General features: G+C 34.5%; 18 protein-coding genes. 5 read left to right on the top strand and 13 right to left on the bottom strand.

Features of this window, described 5'->3' with window-relative positions; all coding sequences use genetic code 11:
• Positions 1 to 421: 421 nt before the first annotated feature.
• The 6 genes from JOD29_RS13930 to JOD29_RS13905 form a co-directional block, all read right to left on the bottom strand.
• A complete protein-coding gene (locus JOD29_RS13930; RefSeq protein WP_124765829.1) occupies positions 422 to 1141 on the bottom strand; it encodes a ZIP family metal transporter in 720 nt (239 codons plus the stop codon).
• A gap of 607 nt (positions 1142 to 1748) precedes the next feature.
• Positions 1749 to 3011, bottom strand: coding sequence for a CYP152 family fatty-acid peroxygenase CypC (locus JOD29_RS13925; protein WP_124765827.1), 1263 nt, complete (start codon positions 3009 to 3011; stop codon positions 1749 to 1751).
• A 110-nt stretch (positions 3012 to 3121) separates the two neighbouring features.
• The gene (locus JOD29_RS13920; RefSeq protein WP_124765825.1) at positions 3122 to 4357 is read right to left on the bottom strand and encodes an MFS transporter; all 1236 of its coding nucleotides are present in this window, start codon (positions 4355 to 4357) and stop codon (positions 3122 to 3124) included.
• 104 nt (positions 4358 to 4461) lie between these two features.
• Positions 4462 to 5019: a hypothetical protein gene (locus tag JOD29_RS13915; RefSeq protein ID WP_124765823.1), complete on the bottom strand. Its 558-nt coding sequence runs from the start codon at positions 5017 to 5019 to the stop codon at positions 4462 to 4464.
• Positions 5020 to 5811: 792 nt separating this feature from the next.
• Complete coding sequence (locus JOD29_RS13910; protein WP_124765821.1) at positions 5812 to 5964, bottom strand: YpzG family protein; 153 nt, start codon at positions 5962 to 5964, stop codon at positions 5812 to 5814.
• 190 nt (positions 5965 to 6154) lie between these two features.
• Entirely contained in the window at positions 6155 to 6889 is a 735-nt protein-coding gene (locus JOD29_RS13905; protein WP_124765819.1) for an urease accessory protein UreH domain-containing protein, read from the bottom strand.
• 149 nt (positions 6890 to 7038) lie between these two features.
• Here JOD29_RS13905 and JOD29_RS13900 point away from each other — a divergent pair, with 149 nt between their 5' ends.
• Positions 7039 to 7341 carry a YunC family protein gene (locus tag JOD29_RS13900; protein ID WP_124765817.1) on the top strand — a complete coding sequence of 101 codons (303 nt, stop codon included), beginning with the start codon at positions 7039 to 7041 and terminating at the stop codon, positions 7339 to 7341.
• A gap of 385 nt (positions 7342 to 7726) precedes the next feature.
• Here JOD29_RS13900 and JOD29_RS13895 read toward each other — a convergent pair whose 3' ends face one another.
• Positions 7727 to 8227: a pyridoxamine 5'-phosphate oxidase family protein gene (locus JOD29_RS13895; protein WP_124765815.1), complete on the bottom strand. Its 501-nt coding sequence runs from the start codon at positions 8225 to 8227 to the stop codon at positions 7727 to 7729.
• Between the two features lie 182 nt (positions 8228 to 8409).
• Here JOD29_RS13895 and JOD29_RS13890 point away from each other — a divergent pair, with 182 nt between their 5' ends.
• From JOD29_RS13890 to JOD29_RS13880, 3 genes are all read left to right on the top strand, one after another.
• A complete protein-coding gene (locus JOD29_RS13890; protein WP_124765813.1) occupies positions 8410 to 8631 on the top strand; it encodes a phosphate-starvation-inducible protein PsiE in 222 nt (73 codons plus the stop codon).
• Between the two features lie 176 nt (positions 8632 to 8807).
• Entirely contained in the window at positions 8808 to 9071 is a 264-nt protein-coding gene (locus JOD29_RS13885; RefSeq protein WP_420844558.1) for a YqhV family protein, read from the top strand.
• Positions 9072 to 9185: 114 nt separating this feature from the next.
• Positions 9186 to 9737: a flavodoxin family protein gene (locus tag JOD29_RS13880; RefSeq protein WP_124765811.1), complete on the top strand. Its 552-nt coding sequence runs from the start codon at positions 9186 to 9188 to the stop codon at positions 9735 to 9737.
• 130 nt (positions 9738 to 9867) lie between these two features.
• Here JOD29_RS13880 and corA read toward each other — a convergent pair whose 3' ends face one another.
• Entirely contained in the window at positions 9868 to 10830 is a 963-nt protein-coding gene (gene corA / locus JOD29_RS13875) for a magnesium/cobalt transporter CorA (RefSeq protein WP_124765809.1), read from the bottom strand.
• Between the two features lie 322 nt (positions 10831 to 11152).
• Here corA and JOD29_RS13870 point away from each other — a divergent pair, with 322 nt between their 5' ends.
• Complete coding sequence (locus JOD29_RS13870; RefSeq protein WP_124765807.1) at positions 11153 to 12007, top strand: manganese catalase family protein; 855 nt, start codon at positions 11153 to 11155, stop codon at positions 12005 to 12007.
• Between the two features lie 95 nt (positions 12008 to 12102).
• Here the strand turns inward: JOD29_RS13870 and JOD29_RS13865 are convergent, their stop codons facing one another.
• From JOD29_RS13865 to JOD29_RS13845, 5 genes are all read right to left on the bottom strand, one after another.
• Entirely contained in the window at positions 12103 to 12543 is a 441-nt protein-coding gene (locus JOD29_RS13865; protein WP_124765805.1) for a DMT family transporter, read from the bottom strand.
• A 92-nt stretch (positions 12544 to 12635) separates the two neighbouring features.
• A complete protein-coding gene (locus JOD29_RS13860) occupies positions 12636 to 13604 on the bottom strand; it encodes a bile acid:sodium symporter family protein (protein WP_124765803.1) in 969 nt (322 codons plus the stop codon).
• A gap of 148 nt (positions 13605 to 13752) precedes the next feature.
• Positions 13753 to 14181 carry an OsmC family protein gene (locus tag JOD29_RS13855; RefSeq protein ID WP_124765801.1) on the bottom strand — a complete coding sequence of 143 codons (429 nt, stop codon included), beginning with the start codon at positions 14179 to 14181 and terminating at the stop codon, positions 13753 to 13755.
• Positions 14182 to 14230: 49 nt separating this feature from the next.
• Positions 14231 to 14977, bottom strand: coding sequence for an amino acid ABC transporter ATP-binding protein (locus tag JOD29_RS13850; protein ID WP_124765799.1), 747 nt, complete (start codon positions 14975 to 14977; stop codon positions 14231 to 14233).
• Between the two features lie 14 nt (positions 14978 to 14991).
• Positions 14992 to 15633, bottom strand: a complete 642-nt coding sequence (locus JOD29_RS13845) for an amino acid ABC transporter permease (protein WP_124765797.1) — start codon at positions 15631 to 15633, stop codon at positions 14992 to 14994.
• Positions 15634 to 15642: the final 9 nt, after the last annotated feature.

Below are 15642 nucleotides of genomic sequence, written 5' to 3'. Positions count from 1 at the left end.
CGCAATTTCAATGTGAAAAGAAGCTATCTCTTTTTAATAGCTTTACAAAAATAATATTGAAAAATGGGCAGACTAATCCTATTTTGTAATTTGAAATACTTAATGCGTAACTTCAAAGTTAAAATAAGATTAGTTAATCATCGGCCACCCATCTTCCCTTCTTTTCATAAGTAAGTATATTATAACACAAATTTTGGTTAATTATAAACGTGCTGGATCTTTAAAATTGATCAAATGGATATTTCTAATCTACGACGTCGATAACCCACTTATTTAGTTATTAAATATTCAATAAGCTTCAATAGAATTTCAGACATATGTAATTTCCTAATATTAGTATGTTCGAGATATAAGTTTCTTACCCTTCTTTAGTATCAATTCATGTCCTACTACTTAAGCAAATGGGCAAATACTATATTATTTATATTAATATTAAGTAGGTCCATATTAATATAAATCCGATTATAGTATAGGTTATACATAAACTTGCTGATGAATTCTTAATCGCTACGATAAACATCTCTTTTATTGTAACTGTTAACATCATCCCTATCGCAAGACTTAGAATCAACGCACAAAGAGATGCAGGAATAAAATACCCTAAAGAACTACCTAAAAGAATTCCAATACCGACTGGAGTGATGATGATTCCTATTAACATAAACCAAGTGCGAACTTTTACCTTCCCCAATAATAGAGGTGTAAATAAGGCAACTCCTTCAGGAATATTATGCAGAATGAGCAAATAAATCATTGAACTGTTCATCTCAAACATTTGGCTTGATCCTATTGCAATTCCTACCGGCAAGTTATGTACCGAGATACTTAATGCTAGTAATTTAGCAGTACGTAAGTATGTATTTTTATTAACTTGAAAACGAGTTAGTTGATGAGATGCTTCATGCAAAAGAAGGAATAGAATTCCTCCCATTAACAATCCCCAGAAGAATATTTTGTTGTTCCCCATCTCAATACTCTCTGGTGCAATATCCAAAACAATCATGCCCAAAATGACTCCAGTACAGATTGCATATATAATTGAAACTTTTGTTTGAAACCCCTTTAATAAAATTGCAATACAGCCTCCAAAACAAAATCCAATTGTGGTTAAACACATACCAATTAGCGCAGTAAAAAACATTTATTCACCCCATTTAATTACTATAAAAATATATGGTTTAAATAAGTGATTATGTTTCGTTTTTAATATTTTATGGGGAAATGCTGTTCATAGACTCAATATGATAGTAATACGGCTCCAATGATTAATTAAATGTATTCGATAAACAAACACCATATATAGGAAAAAGAGGCCGGGACATAAGTAGAATTTTTAAGGAAGGCCACTATTATTATTAGTAAGATATTGATATTTTATAGTTTGAGAGCAATAAGTGGTAGCCCTTCTCCGAAAAAACGCGGCCTACCACTGTAAGCCGCGCCAGTTTCCGGAAAGTTTAGAAGGACAAATTTTATGTGAGCGGACCTAACACAAAGCCGGGGGCAAAAACGCCACGTCCGCATGTCTTGCCCCCATGACCAAGCACGCGCGCGGCCTCAAAGACAAGTCGTAAAGACACGTACCACGTGGCTTTTCGGCTTGTGTGGGGAGCGAAAGCGCCACGTCCGCATGTCTTGCTCCCATGACCAACGTCGTGTTGGCCTCTTAGTCCGCTCTCACCGGATACTTAAAGGATTCATTATTAGAATTAACAGCAGTTTTTTGGATTTGTCCCAGCCTCTTTACTTTAATGTAAGCTTTCTAGCGACCGTCTTACATTTTTCAATATAATTTTACTTTGAGGAATGCTTGGTATATCATCCATATTAAAACTTAAATCTTGTTCGGGGATTTCGTACTCTAAACGCTTCACTAGGTAGTCTAAACTCCCCTTCATTACTTCAATTGTGATCCATTCTCCTGCACACCGATGCCCATTGTTATAATCTCCGCCACCTTGGGGAATAAAACTAAACGGGCTTCCTTTCCATCTCGCAAAACGTTCAGGCTTAAATTCGTTAGGTTGCCCCCATATATTTGGATCATGATTTGTTCCATATAAATCTAACAGTGTAAGTGTACCCTTTTCAAATTTGTAACCGTTCCAAGTAAAGTTCGTTTTTACTTTCGCTGCAACAAAAGGAAAGAACGGATAATAACGCCTTACTTCTTGCACAAACAACTGAGAGTAATCAGAATAATTTCTTAGTTTCTCTTTCTCATGAGGAAAATTATGCAATGCTAACACGGTGAAATTCATATAGATTGCTATTGCGACAATCGGACGTAGCATGTTTAGTACTTCAACAGCTACCGTTTCTCCATCCATAAGGTTTCCATTTGAGTCTTTATAAAATGCAAACTTGTGTAATACTGTGTTTTCAGAGAACATTATTTGTTTATTTCGCGCCTCTTGAATAAGTCCTTCAATTTTCTTTTCGATTTGATTCCGCGCACTTCTTCCAATCCAGTGAGTCGGGCCAAGAACTGCAGGGGTTTCAAACATCGCCGCTATCCCCTTCGTTATTACCTTTACATCGTCTTCATGGAGAGGATACCCAACCCATTTGAATGCTGCTTTACAGAGTAACTTTTTCATCTCTTCATATAAAACTATTTGTTCCATTTGCGCCCACTGATCGATTGAGTGCTCCCATTCCATTTTCACGATCTCTACAAGTTTTTCAATTTCCTCAGGATTCATCATAGACATTAACATCTCCTTACGATGTCTATGTTCTTCCCCATCCAATGTTTGTACACTGTTTTTACCAAACAAGGTTTGGACTACTCGATTGGGTGCCGCGCCATTTCTTTGGAATTTATTTTCGTCATAAAAAAGTGCTGCAGCTTCTTCTCCAATCATGCAAATGGCCTTTTTCCCTAAAATCCTTGTTTCAAAAATATCTGATTGCATACTTTGACTTCTATTTAGAATAAAATTGTATCCTTCTTTTAACAGGGCTATGCTATGATCAAGACCTTCTTCGCGTGGTATTTGATTATCCAAATTAGTCACCTCTTCAATCTTACTGATACTATTCTTTCTAAACATTTCATATTTATGCTTATTTTTTAGATTTAAAAAAGCACCTCTTTTCAGAGATGCTTTGAAATCCACTAATTTAATTTAGGCAAATGATCCTTTTGTTCTTTATGTTTGAATAATGGGATCGTAAACAAAGCTGCAATCAGAAATAGAATCCCTGATGTTAAATAAACGCCTGGGAGAGTTAATGAAGATTTAATAATTCCTGAAATAGACATACCTATTACCATCATTCCCATAAACATTGGTGTTAGCACGCCATTTACGCGTCCTATAAAGGATTCTTCTGTATTTTTTAATATTAAAGTGTTAATTCCTATTTGAATACAAGGTAAGAATAAACCATTAATAAACTGTAAAGTTAACGTTAAGGTTACATTTGTAGAATACCCTATAATAATTGTAGCAATCATACTGACAACGACTCCGATGGTTAAAAGCGTTTGTGGTGATACTTTACGGGATAGAGCAAAGATTACACCACCTCCGATTAACATTCCTACCCCACTAGCCATTAATAACCATTGAAGAAATTCCTTCGTCATTCCCAAATTTTCGATTGCTAAAAAAATAGCAAGTGGCTGAACGATTCCAACCGCTAAACCACATACCGCAAAAACGACCCCCATTGATTTTAAGATATCGTTTGATAATACATAACGGAAACCATCCACAAACTCTTTTTTAAAGTTTGATGCTTCTTCAGATTTATCTTTTTCAACATCTCTAGGTAAGAATAACAAAACAAAGGCCGATAATAAGAACATGACACCCATTATGCCAATCGAAGTGTATATACCGAACTTTTGATAAATGAATGTACCAATTAGTGGACCGACCACCATGAAAATAGCCATTAACGATTGGAAAATAGCCATTACTGATTGTAATTGGTCACCAGGAACATGCTGTTTAAATAAACGCATTGCTGAAGGCATTGAAAATTGTGATAGTATGGCAGACACTAATGTAGCAAAAAAGATACTGTACCACGAACCATAAATTAGTGTTATTAGCACAACAAAAATGGAGATAGCCGATAAGAAATCACACCAGACCATCGTCAATTTTGGTTTCCATCTGTCAGCAAAAGTTCCACCAATAAATGAAAAAATAAAAATTGGTGCAAATTCTGCTACCGAAATCAATGAAATGTAAATCGGATTATTGTCCGTAATATCTGTTACATATAAAAGAATTGCAAAGTTTCTAATCCAAATACCTAATTGTAATAAAAAGTTTGATGCCATAATGGCAGATACAATTCTGTTTCCAAATATATTACTTCTCTGTTGTAAACTTTCCATGCATTACCTCCAGTTGAATTCGTTTACTCTTTAAACATATTTAGCCTTATTTATTCCGACTATTGCAAACAGTTGTTAACAATACCGCGTAAAATTCACATTAGTTACCTTACTGCAAGTGAATATACATGCTTTTTTGTCTCATTCATGAACAAGTCTGATAAATGTCCTTCATACTCTAAATTCAGATTTTGTAAACTTTGTAGATCATATGGGGAAATTAGCGATAGGGGTTTTTGAAAATGTAATAAATCACCTTCATACAGCACACATGCAACAAACTCTGAGCAAAAATAAGCACGTTTTCTACGGATTGGTTTATTTATTACAAAATTTATTAACCCAATGAGGTTATATCGGTATAAATGCTTTTGACTTTCAATTTCTTTTATAAAATGGCTCATTTTTTCCTTCTGCTCTGTTGATATTGAACAACTATAAATGGCACATCTTGCGTTTTTAAATAACCCTTTCCTTACATCTTCAATCACGAATCCCCCTATAAAAGGATTTTGTGGTTTTTTTCGCCCAAAACTATATACCTCCAAGAAGTTCCTATCAAATGAAATAGAAGCATGATTATATGTTTTTTTTGTATATAACTTGATCATCCTTGTGAACATTGTTCCGGTATCAGTTAATAATAAATACACTTTTTCCATTTACATATATTCTCCTTCATTCGTAATCCCTTATATTTTAAAAACTTTTTTAGCTTTACGGAACCGACTGGAGAAATATTCGAATATAGGCCTAGAGACGTATTGTACTATTCAACATACCAAAATTCAATACGATGCTGCATTTTTTATAAATGAAAAAACAACCAAAAGGACTAGCCTTTTTAACAATGTGAGTTAAAAAAATTAGCTAAAATAATTGGGGCAATTCGAGCTACATTTTATTGTACAAGTAAGATACGGCCTCTTGGCTAATTACTTTTTTTAACAGCTATACAAGGGCAAAATAAAAAGCTTAAAGCAGATTAGCTTTAAGCACTTGTATCACAAAAAAACCCGGAAAATTAATTTCCGGGATTAATTTCACTATTCCTACATGTACGCAAAACTGTTTAGATTTCGCATCGGTTACACCTCTGTTCGACTTGGACAAACCAATATTCGATTAAAGGACATAATAATACTACTTTCTTATACAGCACTTTTTTGGTGGATTGTCTGAATCAAAACTGCTTCCGTCCCTTTTCATCGCAAATCCCTCCTGCTTTCATGTCGGATTGTTAAGTGAAATCTTTTATAGTATCACTCACTATGTTTGTTTCATACATTCTATTTACATTTCCATTTCATATTCTAATTTTCGTTTTACTCCCACCATTTAAGTGTGAGTAACATTCTAATGTATCAGTTTAAAAAACACGTTAATAATATTTACTAAATAAAAAAACCCGGAATAAATCCGGGCATGATCTCACAAAATCTTACATGATTTGGTTAGAACTTATGGGCCTTTGCATTAGATCTCAATATTCGGTTGTGAAGACTAATCTCCGTTTTACCATTTATTTGAGAACCAGTATGCTTATTTCTAGTCCAATTTTGACGAAACTTCTGAGCTGTTGGATCTACCTTTTCCAGTCTACTCATCGGATTTCCCTCCTAATTATCATGTGAGATATCTTAGTGAAATCCATTTTAGTATGATTCAATACTGTAAAACTATACGTTAATTTCAAAAACCTAACGCTTATTCATCTATAAGAATATGAAGGAACTTAATCCAATTAATTTGTAATTCGTAAATACTTCTTCAGTATTATGGAAATGCCATGTTATTCTACGTACCCCAATACGTAATTGTATCAAGTATTCCAATCAAAATTAGAATAACACCTGTTACTTTCTCAAAAATTGATCCAATCTTTTTGCTCCTCTTCAATAGATAACGTTTAGTATCGAAAGCCTCAATTAACCCAAAAATAATGAGAAGTGGCATGGAAGTGGCAATTCCAAATACTGCTGGCAATATAAATCCGTAAGTGGACGTCACAACTGTTGGCATTAGCCAAACAAAAAATAGGACAAACATTGTTGGACAAAAGGCTAATGCAAAGCTAGCTCCTAAAAGGAATGCGCCCCATTTCCCTTCTTTCATAATCAACGGTAATTTTGATGTCATTCTATGAAGAAATACCAACTTAATGATTCCCAATAGGATTAGACCAGTCATGATTAGCAGAGGTCCAATTGCTTTTCTGAAGATTGGAAAGTATTTTGTCATCGCCGACTCGAAAGATTGGCCAAAGAACCAAGCTAACAATCCAATACAACTAAAGACTACAATTTTCCCCAATATAAAATAAGCAATATCAATCCAAATGTTTTCCTTTTGAATATTTCGGTTCCCGTAGAATGTGATGGCACTGATATTTCCTGTTAATTGACACGGTGCAAAGGCCCCCACCATCCCAAGGAGAAAAGCGACCACTATGTGGGAATGCTCATATGAATTCAAGAATGTCGTAATGGGCTCACTAATCAACCCACTAATTTGAGCAAGTAGACTATACATGACACATCACCTTCTTTATACAAAAGAATACACTGATTAACGTTAAGTGTAAAAAGAGATTTTTTTAAGAAGGTATTCAATTCAGGGGAAAAACTAGAACATTTTTTGCGTCTTTCCATATTTATATATATAGGAAAGGGGCGATTGAAATGGTTTCGATAGAACCAATGGAATTAAATGGACATAGTTTCACTGCTGTCACTGTTCGTTTGCCAAAAACTACTTTGTTAACAATTTCTAATGAAAATGGGTATATCATGTGTGGGGCACTGGACGTTGAACTTTTAAATACTCGATTAGCCGATCGCAAAATTATTGCTGGTCGAGCTGTTGGAGTCAAGACAATCGATGAATTGCTTAATGCCCCATTAGAATCGGTTACTCTTGAAGCAGAAAAGATTGGGATAACAAAAGGTATGATTGGTGAAGAAGCACTTTTAAAAATGATTTGATGATATTTTCTTCTATGAAAGCTGCCTGTAGAAAAGTTCGAAAAGAATCTAGTTCTTCTACAGGCTTATACATATTATATGTTTGATAAACAATAAAAGGTTGCCCATATTGGACAACCCCACATTTATCGTAATTTTATTTCGTATGGCTCCTCACCAATCATTACTGTTAATACAAGTGGTTTGTCTGTTTCAGATACTAGTTTTGGAACTTGGAAATATACGTGAATCTTTCCTTCAACTAATGCATTGATACCAGATGGTCAAAACTTTATTCCATTTTCCTCTTCAAGCGCTACTTGTATTTGTATCACCGTTCAATAGTTTTATAAGGTCATAAAAAAGTGTGGAGACCATTTTTAAAACGGTCCCCATCCTTTTTGTTTTAATGACTAGTTGCGTCACTATATTTCCCAGTAATTTTTTCAATCTCCACTTCAAACAACTCTGTTGCTGGAAGTGCTGGATATCCTTCTTTTTCAAATACCCAATTTGGATCACCATATTTTTTCCACAATTGGTCATAAAACCATTCTTTTTTCGGTACTTCTTCAATGTGTTTAATTGTTCCGAATAAAACAACACTCGTATACCCTAAAGCTAAATGGCAGGCATGTTTTTTGCCAGGAACCAACGCTCCCATCTCGCATACTTCGATACTTACCTTTTGATTTTGCTTTACATTTGTCCAGAAATGACTTTCTCTCAAATTTCCAATATGTAAATATAATTTATTCCCTTCTTCATACACATAAACTAGTGGAATAACATATGGATACCCATCTTCGCCAACAGTCGCAACATGTGCTACTTTAGCCATTTTTAAAAAGTGATATGCTTCTTCTTCTGTAACTTCTCGTTTTCTATTATGGATTGTCCCTCTCATATTACTCTCTCCCTTCCTCTAAATATATATTCTAAATACATCTTTATTTTTCCTACTAAAATTAAAATTTTTTTAATATAATAGTTTAGCGCTATTCATTAAATCTTTAACTGCCAATATATTTCTAAAAAATCAATAGTATGATAAAATTATTGTCAAATAATCTAAGGGGGAACTGACCAATGGCAAAAGCATTGAAAACAGGTAAAATTGCACCTGAACGTGTTGATGAAGCTCTTCAAGTTCGTGACCGTTTAATTATCGAATTATTAGTTAAAGTACTTGATGAAAAGTTAGTTATTGAGCGTCCAATTTTAAAAGAACGCCTTGCAAACCTAGTTGAGCTTTCTGATAACGATGATGAGCTAAAAGAAACAATTCACGCTCTTATTAATCAGCTGTAATATTACAAACTCATTAAATTACTTTAAAGAGTAAAAGTTTCTTAAAAGATGCACAACTACTGTGCATCTTTTTTATTTTCCTTTCTCATCGCTAGATGATAAATAAATCGTATTGGTCAAACATAGATTTGTAAGAGGGCTGATTGTTCTTTAATTTTTTTCATGGTGGTGTGTGATTGGAAACAGCGCTGATTTATATGATTTTATTGAGGTTTTTATCGGGAAGTATCGAAATTACTGCTGCTACTCTTATGCTCAAATTTAATGATTTAGAAAAGGCCTTTTATATTAATACTTTATTAGCTTTAGTCGGCCCTTGTATTTTACTTATAACAACAGGGATTGGAATATCGGGGCTAAGCGAAAAAATTTCCTTTGCAAAAATGATTTGTCTCTTTGGCGGAATCGTACTAATTTTAATTAGCCTCAAAATGAAGTAAAAGACATACATAATTCATTTTGTCTAAATAAATTTTACACTTAGAATCAACCTATCAATTATAATGATTTATATTGAATCTCAATTTTCAATAATTTGGAAGGGAGTCTAGACTATGAACATCGTTACCTTTATCGGTAGCTCAAGACCAAATGGTAATACGGAATATCTTACTGATTTACTACTTAAAGATGTTGATCATCAAAAAATTTACTTAAAGGATCTTTCCATAAAGCCAATAGAAGATTTAAGGCACACTGAAGATGGTTTCCAATATGTAGATGATGATTATGATCAAATTATTGAAGCAATTTTAGCAAGTGACGTACTTATATTTTCTACTCCAATTTACTGGTATAGTATGACTGGTTTAATGAAAAACATGATTGATCGGTTTAGCCAGGCAATCCGTGATGAACGCTATCCATTATTTAAAGAACATCTCAAAACAGTAAAAACGATTGTTGTTGCAGTAGGTGGCGATGACCCACGAATAAAAGGCTTGCCCCTCATGCAACAGTTCCGCTACACATTTGATTTTTTAGGTATGCCTTTCACTAATTATATTATCGGAAAAGCAAGTAGGCCCGGGCAAATCCAAAGTGATGAAATTGCCTTAACACAAGCAAAATTGTTAAATGATTTACTCAAAAATAAGACATTATAAATTCAAAATTAAAAAGGTGAAACAAACTAAACAGTTTAGTTTGTTTCACCTTTTTTGTTTACTGTCTTTTCCCGTAATAGTGATATTTGCATCTATAGTTGAAACAGCACTCTCTTTATATGCTAGGCTGTTACTTAAACCAACCTTTCCGCTTAAAGTAAAGCAACATAAATAATGCGATTAGTGACATTGCCCCTAGAGAGATAAAGTAGCCGTGATCCCATTGTAACTCTGGTATGTTTTTAAAATTCATCCCATAAATACCAGCTATAAATGTTAAAGGAGCAAAAATAGAAGTTGTAATGGTTAAAAGTTTCATAACGTTATTTGTCTGATGAGAATTCATGGAAAGATAACTGTCTCTTATATCTGCTGTTACTTCTCGATTAGTCATAACCATATCCGACAGCTTTAATAAATGGTCATAAATATCCGAAAAGTATTCCCGTCTCTTCTCAATTCCATTTAAATTTAAATGATGAGAATTTAACATTCGATATAATAAGTCTCTCATTGGATTAACCGTATGTAAGAGCTTTAATAAACGGTTTCTCGTCTCAAATAACTCATTCATAAGCTGATTCATTGATTGATCGTCTGTATTTTCAATCATTTTTTGGAGTTCATCCTCAATTTTATAAATCAATGGAAAATAGTTATCAACTATTTTGTCTAAAACTTCATAAAACACATAATATGGGTCCCATTTTTCAAGCGTTTCCTGCCCTAATAATTGACTCCAAACTTTTGTGACCTCCATAGAAGGTATTTTATGAAAGGTTACAATACAATTTTCACCAACAAAAAAGTTTAATTGATCGCGTATGATTTTCCCATCATTTTCTTCTACGATGTGGGTTACAAAAAAAGAGTAATTTTTATAATAATCTAATTTAGGACGTTGGGTTTCTTGAATACAATCTTCAATTGCTAACGGATGGAAATGGAAAATGTCCGATAATCGTTGGATTTCCTCCTCTGTTGGTTCACTAAAGTCAACCCAAATCCATTTATATTCGGTGAAATCTGCATTTGTAATGGAAATATTTTTTTCGAGGTGATTTTCAGTCGTAATTGCTACAAAGTTAATCATTTTTATACCTCTCTACAATCTATTTGAAAACTAACGTATCAAAAAAGAATAACTATTCACTCCTACATACCGCTTATTTATTTGAATTATTGGCAAACCCTCGATTACAACATTTTTTTACAATCAATATCACTGAGGTTTTTATATAGTCTATTGCTTTTAGTTATAAGTTTTATCAAATCTTAAACTTTTTAAGCGCTTCAGTTGAGAATTAACTTTTATGAATAAGTTTTTTATTATAATTTTTCACTTCTATAGAATAAAAATCTCATATCATCAAATACTTTCTTTTGTGGACAGACAATTGAAAGGTGGTTCTCGTATGTATTTTTATAAAGAAGATTTAATAAATATTATTGTCCCAGATAAACCAGACCCTGCAGCTGCGAAGGTATTACAAGAAGCTTTAGGCGGTCGTTTTGGTGAAATGCGTACGATGATGCAGTTTTCTTTCCAATCTGCTAATTTCCGTGGAAAGGAAAAGCAATATAGAGACTTAATACGTGGGATTTTTTTAGAAGAGATAAGTCACGTTGAACTTGTACAAACAACAATTAACCAATTATTGAATGGCTCAGGAGAACCGGGAGTCGGAAGTGCAGGAATAGATGATGCACCACTAGACGAAGCAATAAAGCATGCTAATCCACATCACTTTATTATGGGGGCTCAAGCCTCGTTACCGGTGGATGCAGCCGGGAATCCTTGGATGGGCAATTATGTTTATAGTCATGGGAATCTAGTAGCTGATCTTCTTGATAACCTTGTTCTTGAATCAACTGGAGTACTACAAAAAACACGTATATACGAAATGAGTTCTAATAAAACATTTAGGGAAACTCTTGCTTTCTTAATTGTTCGAGATAATGCCCATCAAAATGCATTTGCAAAAGCATTAGAAACTTTAGGTGTAGATTGGGGTAAAATCCTCCCAATTCCGAATTATGATATTAACAAATATCCTGAGTGTCAAAAGTATATCGATATGGGCTTCCATAATGCATTCTTCAACTTCCGTTTAGATGAACATCGAGCAGGTGAAATATTTAAGGGAGTAACTCCAAGCCGTAATAATGGTGAATTACGAGTTACTGATCCACCAACACCTTACCCTGTTCCAGATTTACCTGAAATGCCTAATGAACATAGCCCAGGGTTAAAAGATTTAAATAACTAACAAAACTGGCCAGTCTCTTTGAAATTGAGACTGGCCTTCATTATTAAGGTCTTTATTTGAACCAGTAGTAATGGAAATGCACACTTACATATAAATTACTTTTTATTATATAAGTACAATGCGGCGAACAATAATACAATAGCGATTGCCTTTTGTTTATCAAATGGAAAGCGGTTGCCCCCAAAAAAGCCAAAGTGATCAATAACTGCACCCAAAATAATTTGCCCTGCAATGACGGCTATTAAAGCAGCGGAAACTCCAATTTTAGGAACTACAAACACCATGACTAGAACATAGAATGCGCCTAGTAAACCACCAGTTAATTGCCACTTCGGAACACTTGAAATCGCTGAAATATTGCCATTGCCGAAGAATACTAAACATAATAACAATGCGATTGTACCGATGCTAAAACTAATAAATGATCCTTCTAGCACACCAACTTTCTTTCCTAAACCACCATTTACTTGTCCTTGTACTGCCATGACCATTCCCGCTACTACGGCTAGTAGTGGAAGCATTATTTTTAATATCATAAATTCCTCCAAAGTTGAAAATTGTAATCTATTTTATTATATATCTTATTTTTAAGAGAGAGTTAGAGTAGAATCATATCAATGACAACTTACTAATCCGGGTTTTCATGTGTTGGAACGCGTTCAAGTTTCCCCCGATATCTTTCTATTATTCTACTAAATTGAGATGCCAATACTTGTTGGAAAAGCATGCAAAATACTACTGGCATTACTACCTTTGAAGGAAAATACGTCGTCGCAACAACCACTCCAGTTGCAATATTCCGCATCCCACCGGTAAATACAATGGAGGTAATAATACTGACATCTTTCCAAAGAAACTGTCCAATGATTAAACAAAACGCATAGCCACTTATTGAAATGAATAACACAACGAAAATGATTCCAACTAGCTCCCATGAAATGTTTTTAATATAGGGAGCAATCACGCTACTATTGATCATTACAATTAAGAACAAACTTAATTTCTGAAAAGGGGCGAGTTTTTTCCCAAGGGTTTCATCAATCTTCCCCTTTGTCCATTCATTTAAAATTAGACCAACAATCAAAGGCAAGACGATCATCCATAACATATCGACCATAATAGATAGGGTATCAATTTCAATTGCCTTTCCTACAGTAATATAAACAATAGCAGGCAAAATTATCGGAGACAGCAAAGTATCTATAAGAATGATGGATAAACAAAGAGCAAGATTTCCTCGACAAATACTTACCCATATAAAACTTGTTACCCCTGTTGGTACCGCTACAGATAAAACAAAACCTATTGTCAATAAGTGATCATCAAATAAAATTGTTGATACAAAATACGCCCAAACAGGCATCACGATATGTAAAAACGCAATAGTAACTAAAATAACAATAGGAAATTTCGTAAAACTTTTTAGCCCTTCGAAGTTCATACTTAAACTACCAGCAAACGTCATAAATGCAAAAAGTAAAGGTACTAAAAATAATAAGTGCCCTCCCATATCCTCTAGCAGCACACCAATTACTAAACTAATTGGTGTTAAGATTGGCATCCATTTTTGCAGCCTTTTATTTAAACTATCTAGCATGGAAATTTCCTCTTTCTGTCAGAATAGAATCGATATCAATACTATACACCAATTAAAGGAATTATTAGTGGAGTTTTTTATTAAGAGCTCCCTTTATTGCAAAAAAACGATTGAAAGGGAATAAAAATCCTCTTTCAATCGCTTAATTTTATATTTGGTCTGTAGTGATTTCTTCACCGTTTAAGATTAATTTATACGTTATTTCTGCTTTTAATGATGCGGAAACCGCACAATATTTTTCTTCACCTAAGTTAATTGCACGCCATACTTTTTTAGGTGTAATATTGCCATCTACTGTAAATGTTAGGGTTGCAGCTGTAAAGGCAGTTGGCATTTCTTCGCGACGTTCACCATCTACTGTTATTTCTATGTTTTCAATATCATCTAAGTGCGGTTTTAATATCATCGTCACATCGATCCCTATACACCCCGCTAGTGCGGCTAGTAGCATTTCTGTTGGTGTTGCGGCATTACCTTCTCCACCATAGTTAGCTGTTGCATCCATCAGCATTGGATGTCCAGTAGGTCCAACAGCTTCAAAAGCACGGCCACCTTGCCATTTTGCTTTAATTTGCATATCGATTCAATTCCCTTCTTCTTTTCAATTCGCTCATAATACGTAAAAACTAAAATTCAGAAACTTGTCTTAAAAATTTCTGTGCTCTTTCAGTTTGTGGGTTTTCGAAAAATGAAATTGGTTCAGCATCTTCAACAATTACACCATCCGCCATAAATAAAATCCGGTCTGCCACGTCTTTTGCAAAGTTCATTTCATGTGTGACAATGACCATCGTCATGCCATCCTCTGCTAAATTCTTCATTACTTTTAATACTTCACCCACTAACTCAGGGTCTAAAGCAGATGTAGGTTCATCAAATAGCATTAACTTTGGTTCCATCGCAAGTGCTCTCGCAATCGCAACACGCTGTTGTTGACCACCTGATAATTGAGACGGATAAGCATCTTCCTTTTCAGCAAGACCTACTTTAGAAAGCAAGTCAGACGCAATTTTATGTGCCGCTCCTCTTTCCATTTTTTTTACGACAATTAAAGCCTCCATCACATTTTCCACAACAGATTTATGCGGATATAAATTAAATTGTTGGAATACCATACCCGTTTCTTGACGTATTGCATGGATTTCCCTTTGTAATATTTTTCTTGGCGCTTTCATGCTAATCTCATGGCCGTTTACTGTAATCGTTCCACCTGTGATCGTTTCTAGTCCATTAAGGCATCTTAAAAATGTACTCTTTCCCGAACCACTTGGACCGATTACTGCAACAACTTGATGATCTGGAATTGAGAGAGAAATATTTTTTAATACTTCCAATTCGCCAAAGCTTTTTTGTAGTTGTTGGATGTTAATCATATTCGTCGTCCCCCTTAGTAAACGGACAACCGTTTTTCAATTTGGTGCAATATCATAGTAAACACTGTACTCATAATCCAGTACATTACAGCAATGGCTAAATAAAAAGGCATGTACACATAGTATTGCGATACTAATAATTGAGCTGAACGCATTAATTCCGTTACTGCAATAACCGATACAAGTGACGTTTCCTTTAACATACCAACAAATGTATTTCCTAATGGCGGAATGGCGTAACGGATTGCTTGAGGAATAACAATACGACGCATAGCCTGACGTTCTGTCATACCGGTCGCTATAGCTGCTTCAGTCTGTCCTTTTGGTACAGATTGAATTGCACCACGGAAAGCTTCCGAAACATAAGCCCCAATATTAACACTCAGCGCAATGTATGCAGCCGTTAATGGTCCTAATTCTATGCCATAGTCTACTAAACCGTAATAAACAATGACAATTTGGACTAGTGGTGGTGTTCCGCGAATAATAGACACGTATACTCTGGCAATCATACGCAGAAAGCGATTGCCCTTAATTCGAGCAATCGCAGTTAGTAAGCCAATGATTAAACCAAAAAACATCGACACCACTGTAATCAGTAATGTATAGTATGCTCCTTTCAATAAGAAAGGGAGATTATCAATAACAATATCCATCTGGCCTAT

Source organism: Lysinibacillus composti (assembly GCF_016908465.1).
Classification (GTDB): Bacteria; Bacillota; Bacilli; order Bacillales_A; family Planococcaceae; genus Ureibacillus; species Ureibacillus composti_A.
This window is presented reverse-complemented; position numbering and strand designations above follow the sequence as displayed.

Excerpts from the sequence above, each read along its gene's own strand:
- JOD29_RS13930 (WP_124765829.1), bottom strand. The coding sequence starts at position 1,141 with ATGTTTTTTACTGCGCTAATTGGTATGTGTTTAACCACAATTGGATTT.
- JOD29_RS13920 (WP_124765825.1), bottom strand. The coding sequence starts at position 4,357 with ATGGAAAGTTTACAACAGAGAAGTAATATATTTGGAAACAGAATTGTA.
- JOD29_RS13915 (WP_124765823.1), bottom strand. The coding sequence starts at position 5,019 with ATGGAAAAAGTGTATTTATTATTAACTGATACCGGAACAATGTTCACA.
- JOD29_RS13910 (WP_124765821.1), bottom strand. The coding sequence starts at position 5,964 with ATGAGTAGACTGGAAAAGGTAGATCCAACAGCTCAGAAGTTTCGTCAA.
- JOD29_RS13905 (WP_124765819.1), bottom strand. The coding sequence starts at position 6,889 with ATGTATAGTCTACTTGCTCAAATTAGTGGGTTGATTAGTGAGCCCATT.
- JOD29_RS13900 (WP_124765817.1), top strand. The coding sequence starts at position 7,039 with ATGGTTTCGATAGAACCAATGGAATTAAATGGACATAGTTTCACTGCT.
- JOD29_RS13895 (WP_124765815.1), bottom strand. The coding sequence starts at position 8,227 with ATGAGAGGGACAATCCATAATAGAAAACGAGAAGTTACAGAAGAAGAA.
- JOD29_RS13890 (WP_124765813.1), top strand. The coding sequence starts at position 8,410 with ATGGCAAAAGCATTGAAAACAGGTAAAATTGCACCTGAACGTGTTGAT.
- JOD29_RS13880 (WP_124765811.1), top strand. The coding sequence starts at position 9,186 with ATGAACATCGTTACCTTTATCGGTAGCTCAAGACCAAATGGTAATACG.
- corA (WP_124765809.1), bottom strand. The coding sequence starts at position 10,830 with ATGATTAACTTTGTAGCAATTACGACTGAAAATCACCTCGAAAAAAAT.
- JOD29_RS13870 (WP_124765807.1), top strand. The coding sequence starts at position 11,153 with ATGTATTTTTATAAAGAAGATTTAATAAATATTATTGTCCCAGATAAA.
- JOD29_RS13865 (WP_124765805.1), bottom strand. The coding sequence starts at position 12,543 with ATGATATTAAAAATAATGCTTCCACTACTAGCCGTAGTAGCGGGAATG.
- JOD29_RS13860 (WP_124765803.1), bottom strand. The coding sequence starts at position 13,604 with ATGCTAGATAGTTTAAATAAAAGGCTGCAAAAATGGATGCCAATCTTA.
- JOD29_RS13855 (WP_124765801.1), bottom strand. The coding sequence starts at position 14,181 with ATGCAAATTAAAGCAAAATGGCAAGGTGGCCGTGCTTTTGAAGCTGTT.
- JOD29_RS13850 (WP_124765799.1), bottom strand. The coding sequence starts at position 14,977 with ATGATTAACATCCAACAACTACAAAAAAGCTTTGGCGAATTGGAAGTA.
- JOD29_RS13845 (WP_124765797.1), bottom strand. The coding sequence starts at position 15,633 with ATGGATATTGTTATTGATAATCTCCCTTTCTTATTGAAAGGAGCATAC.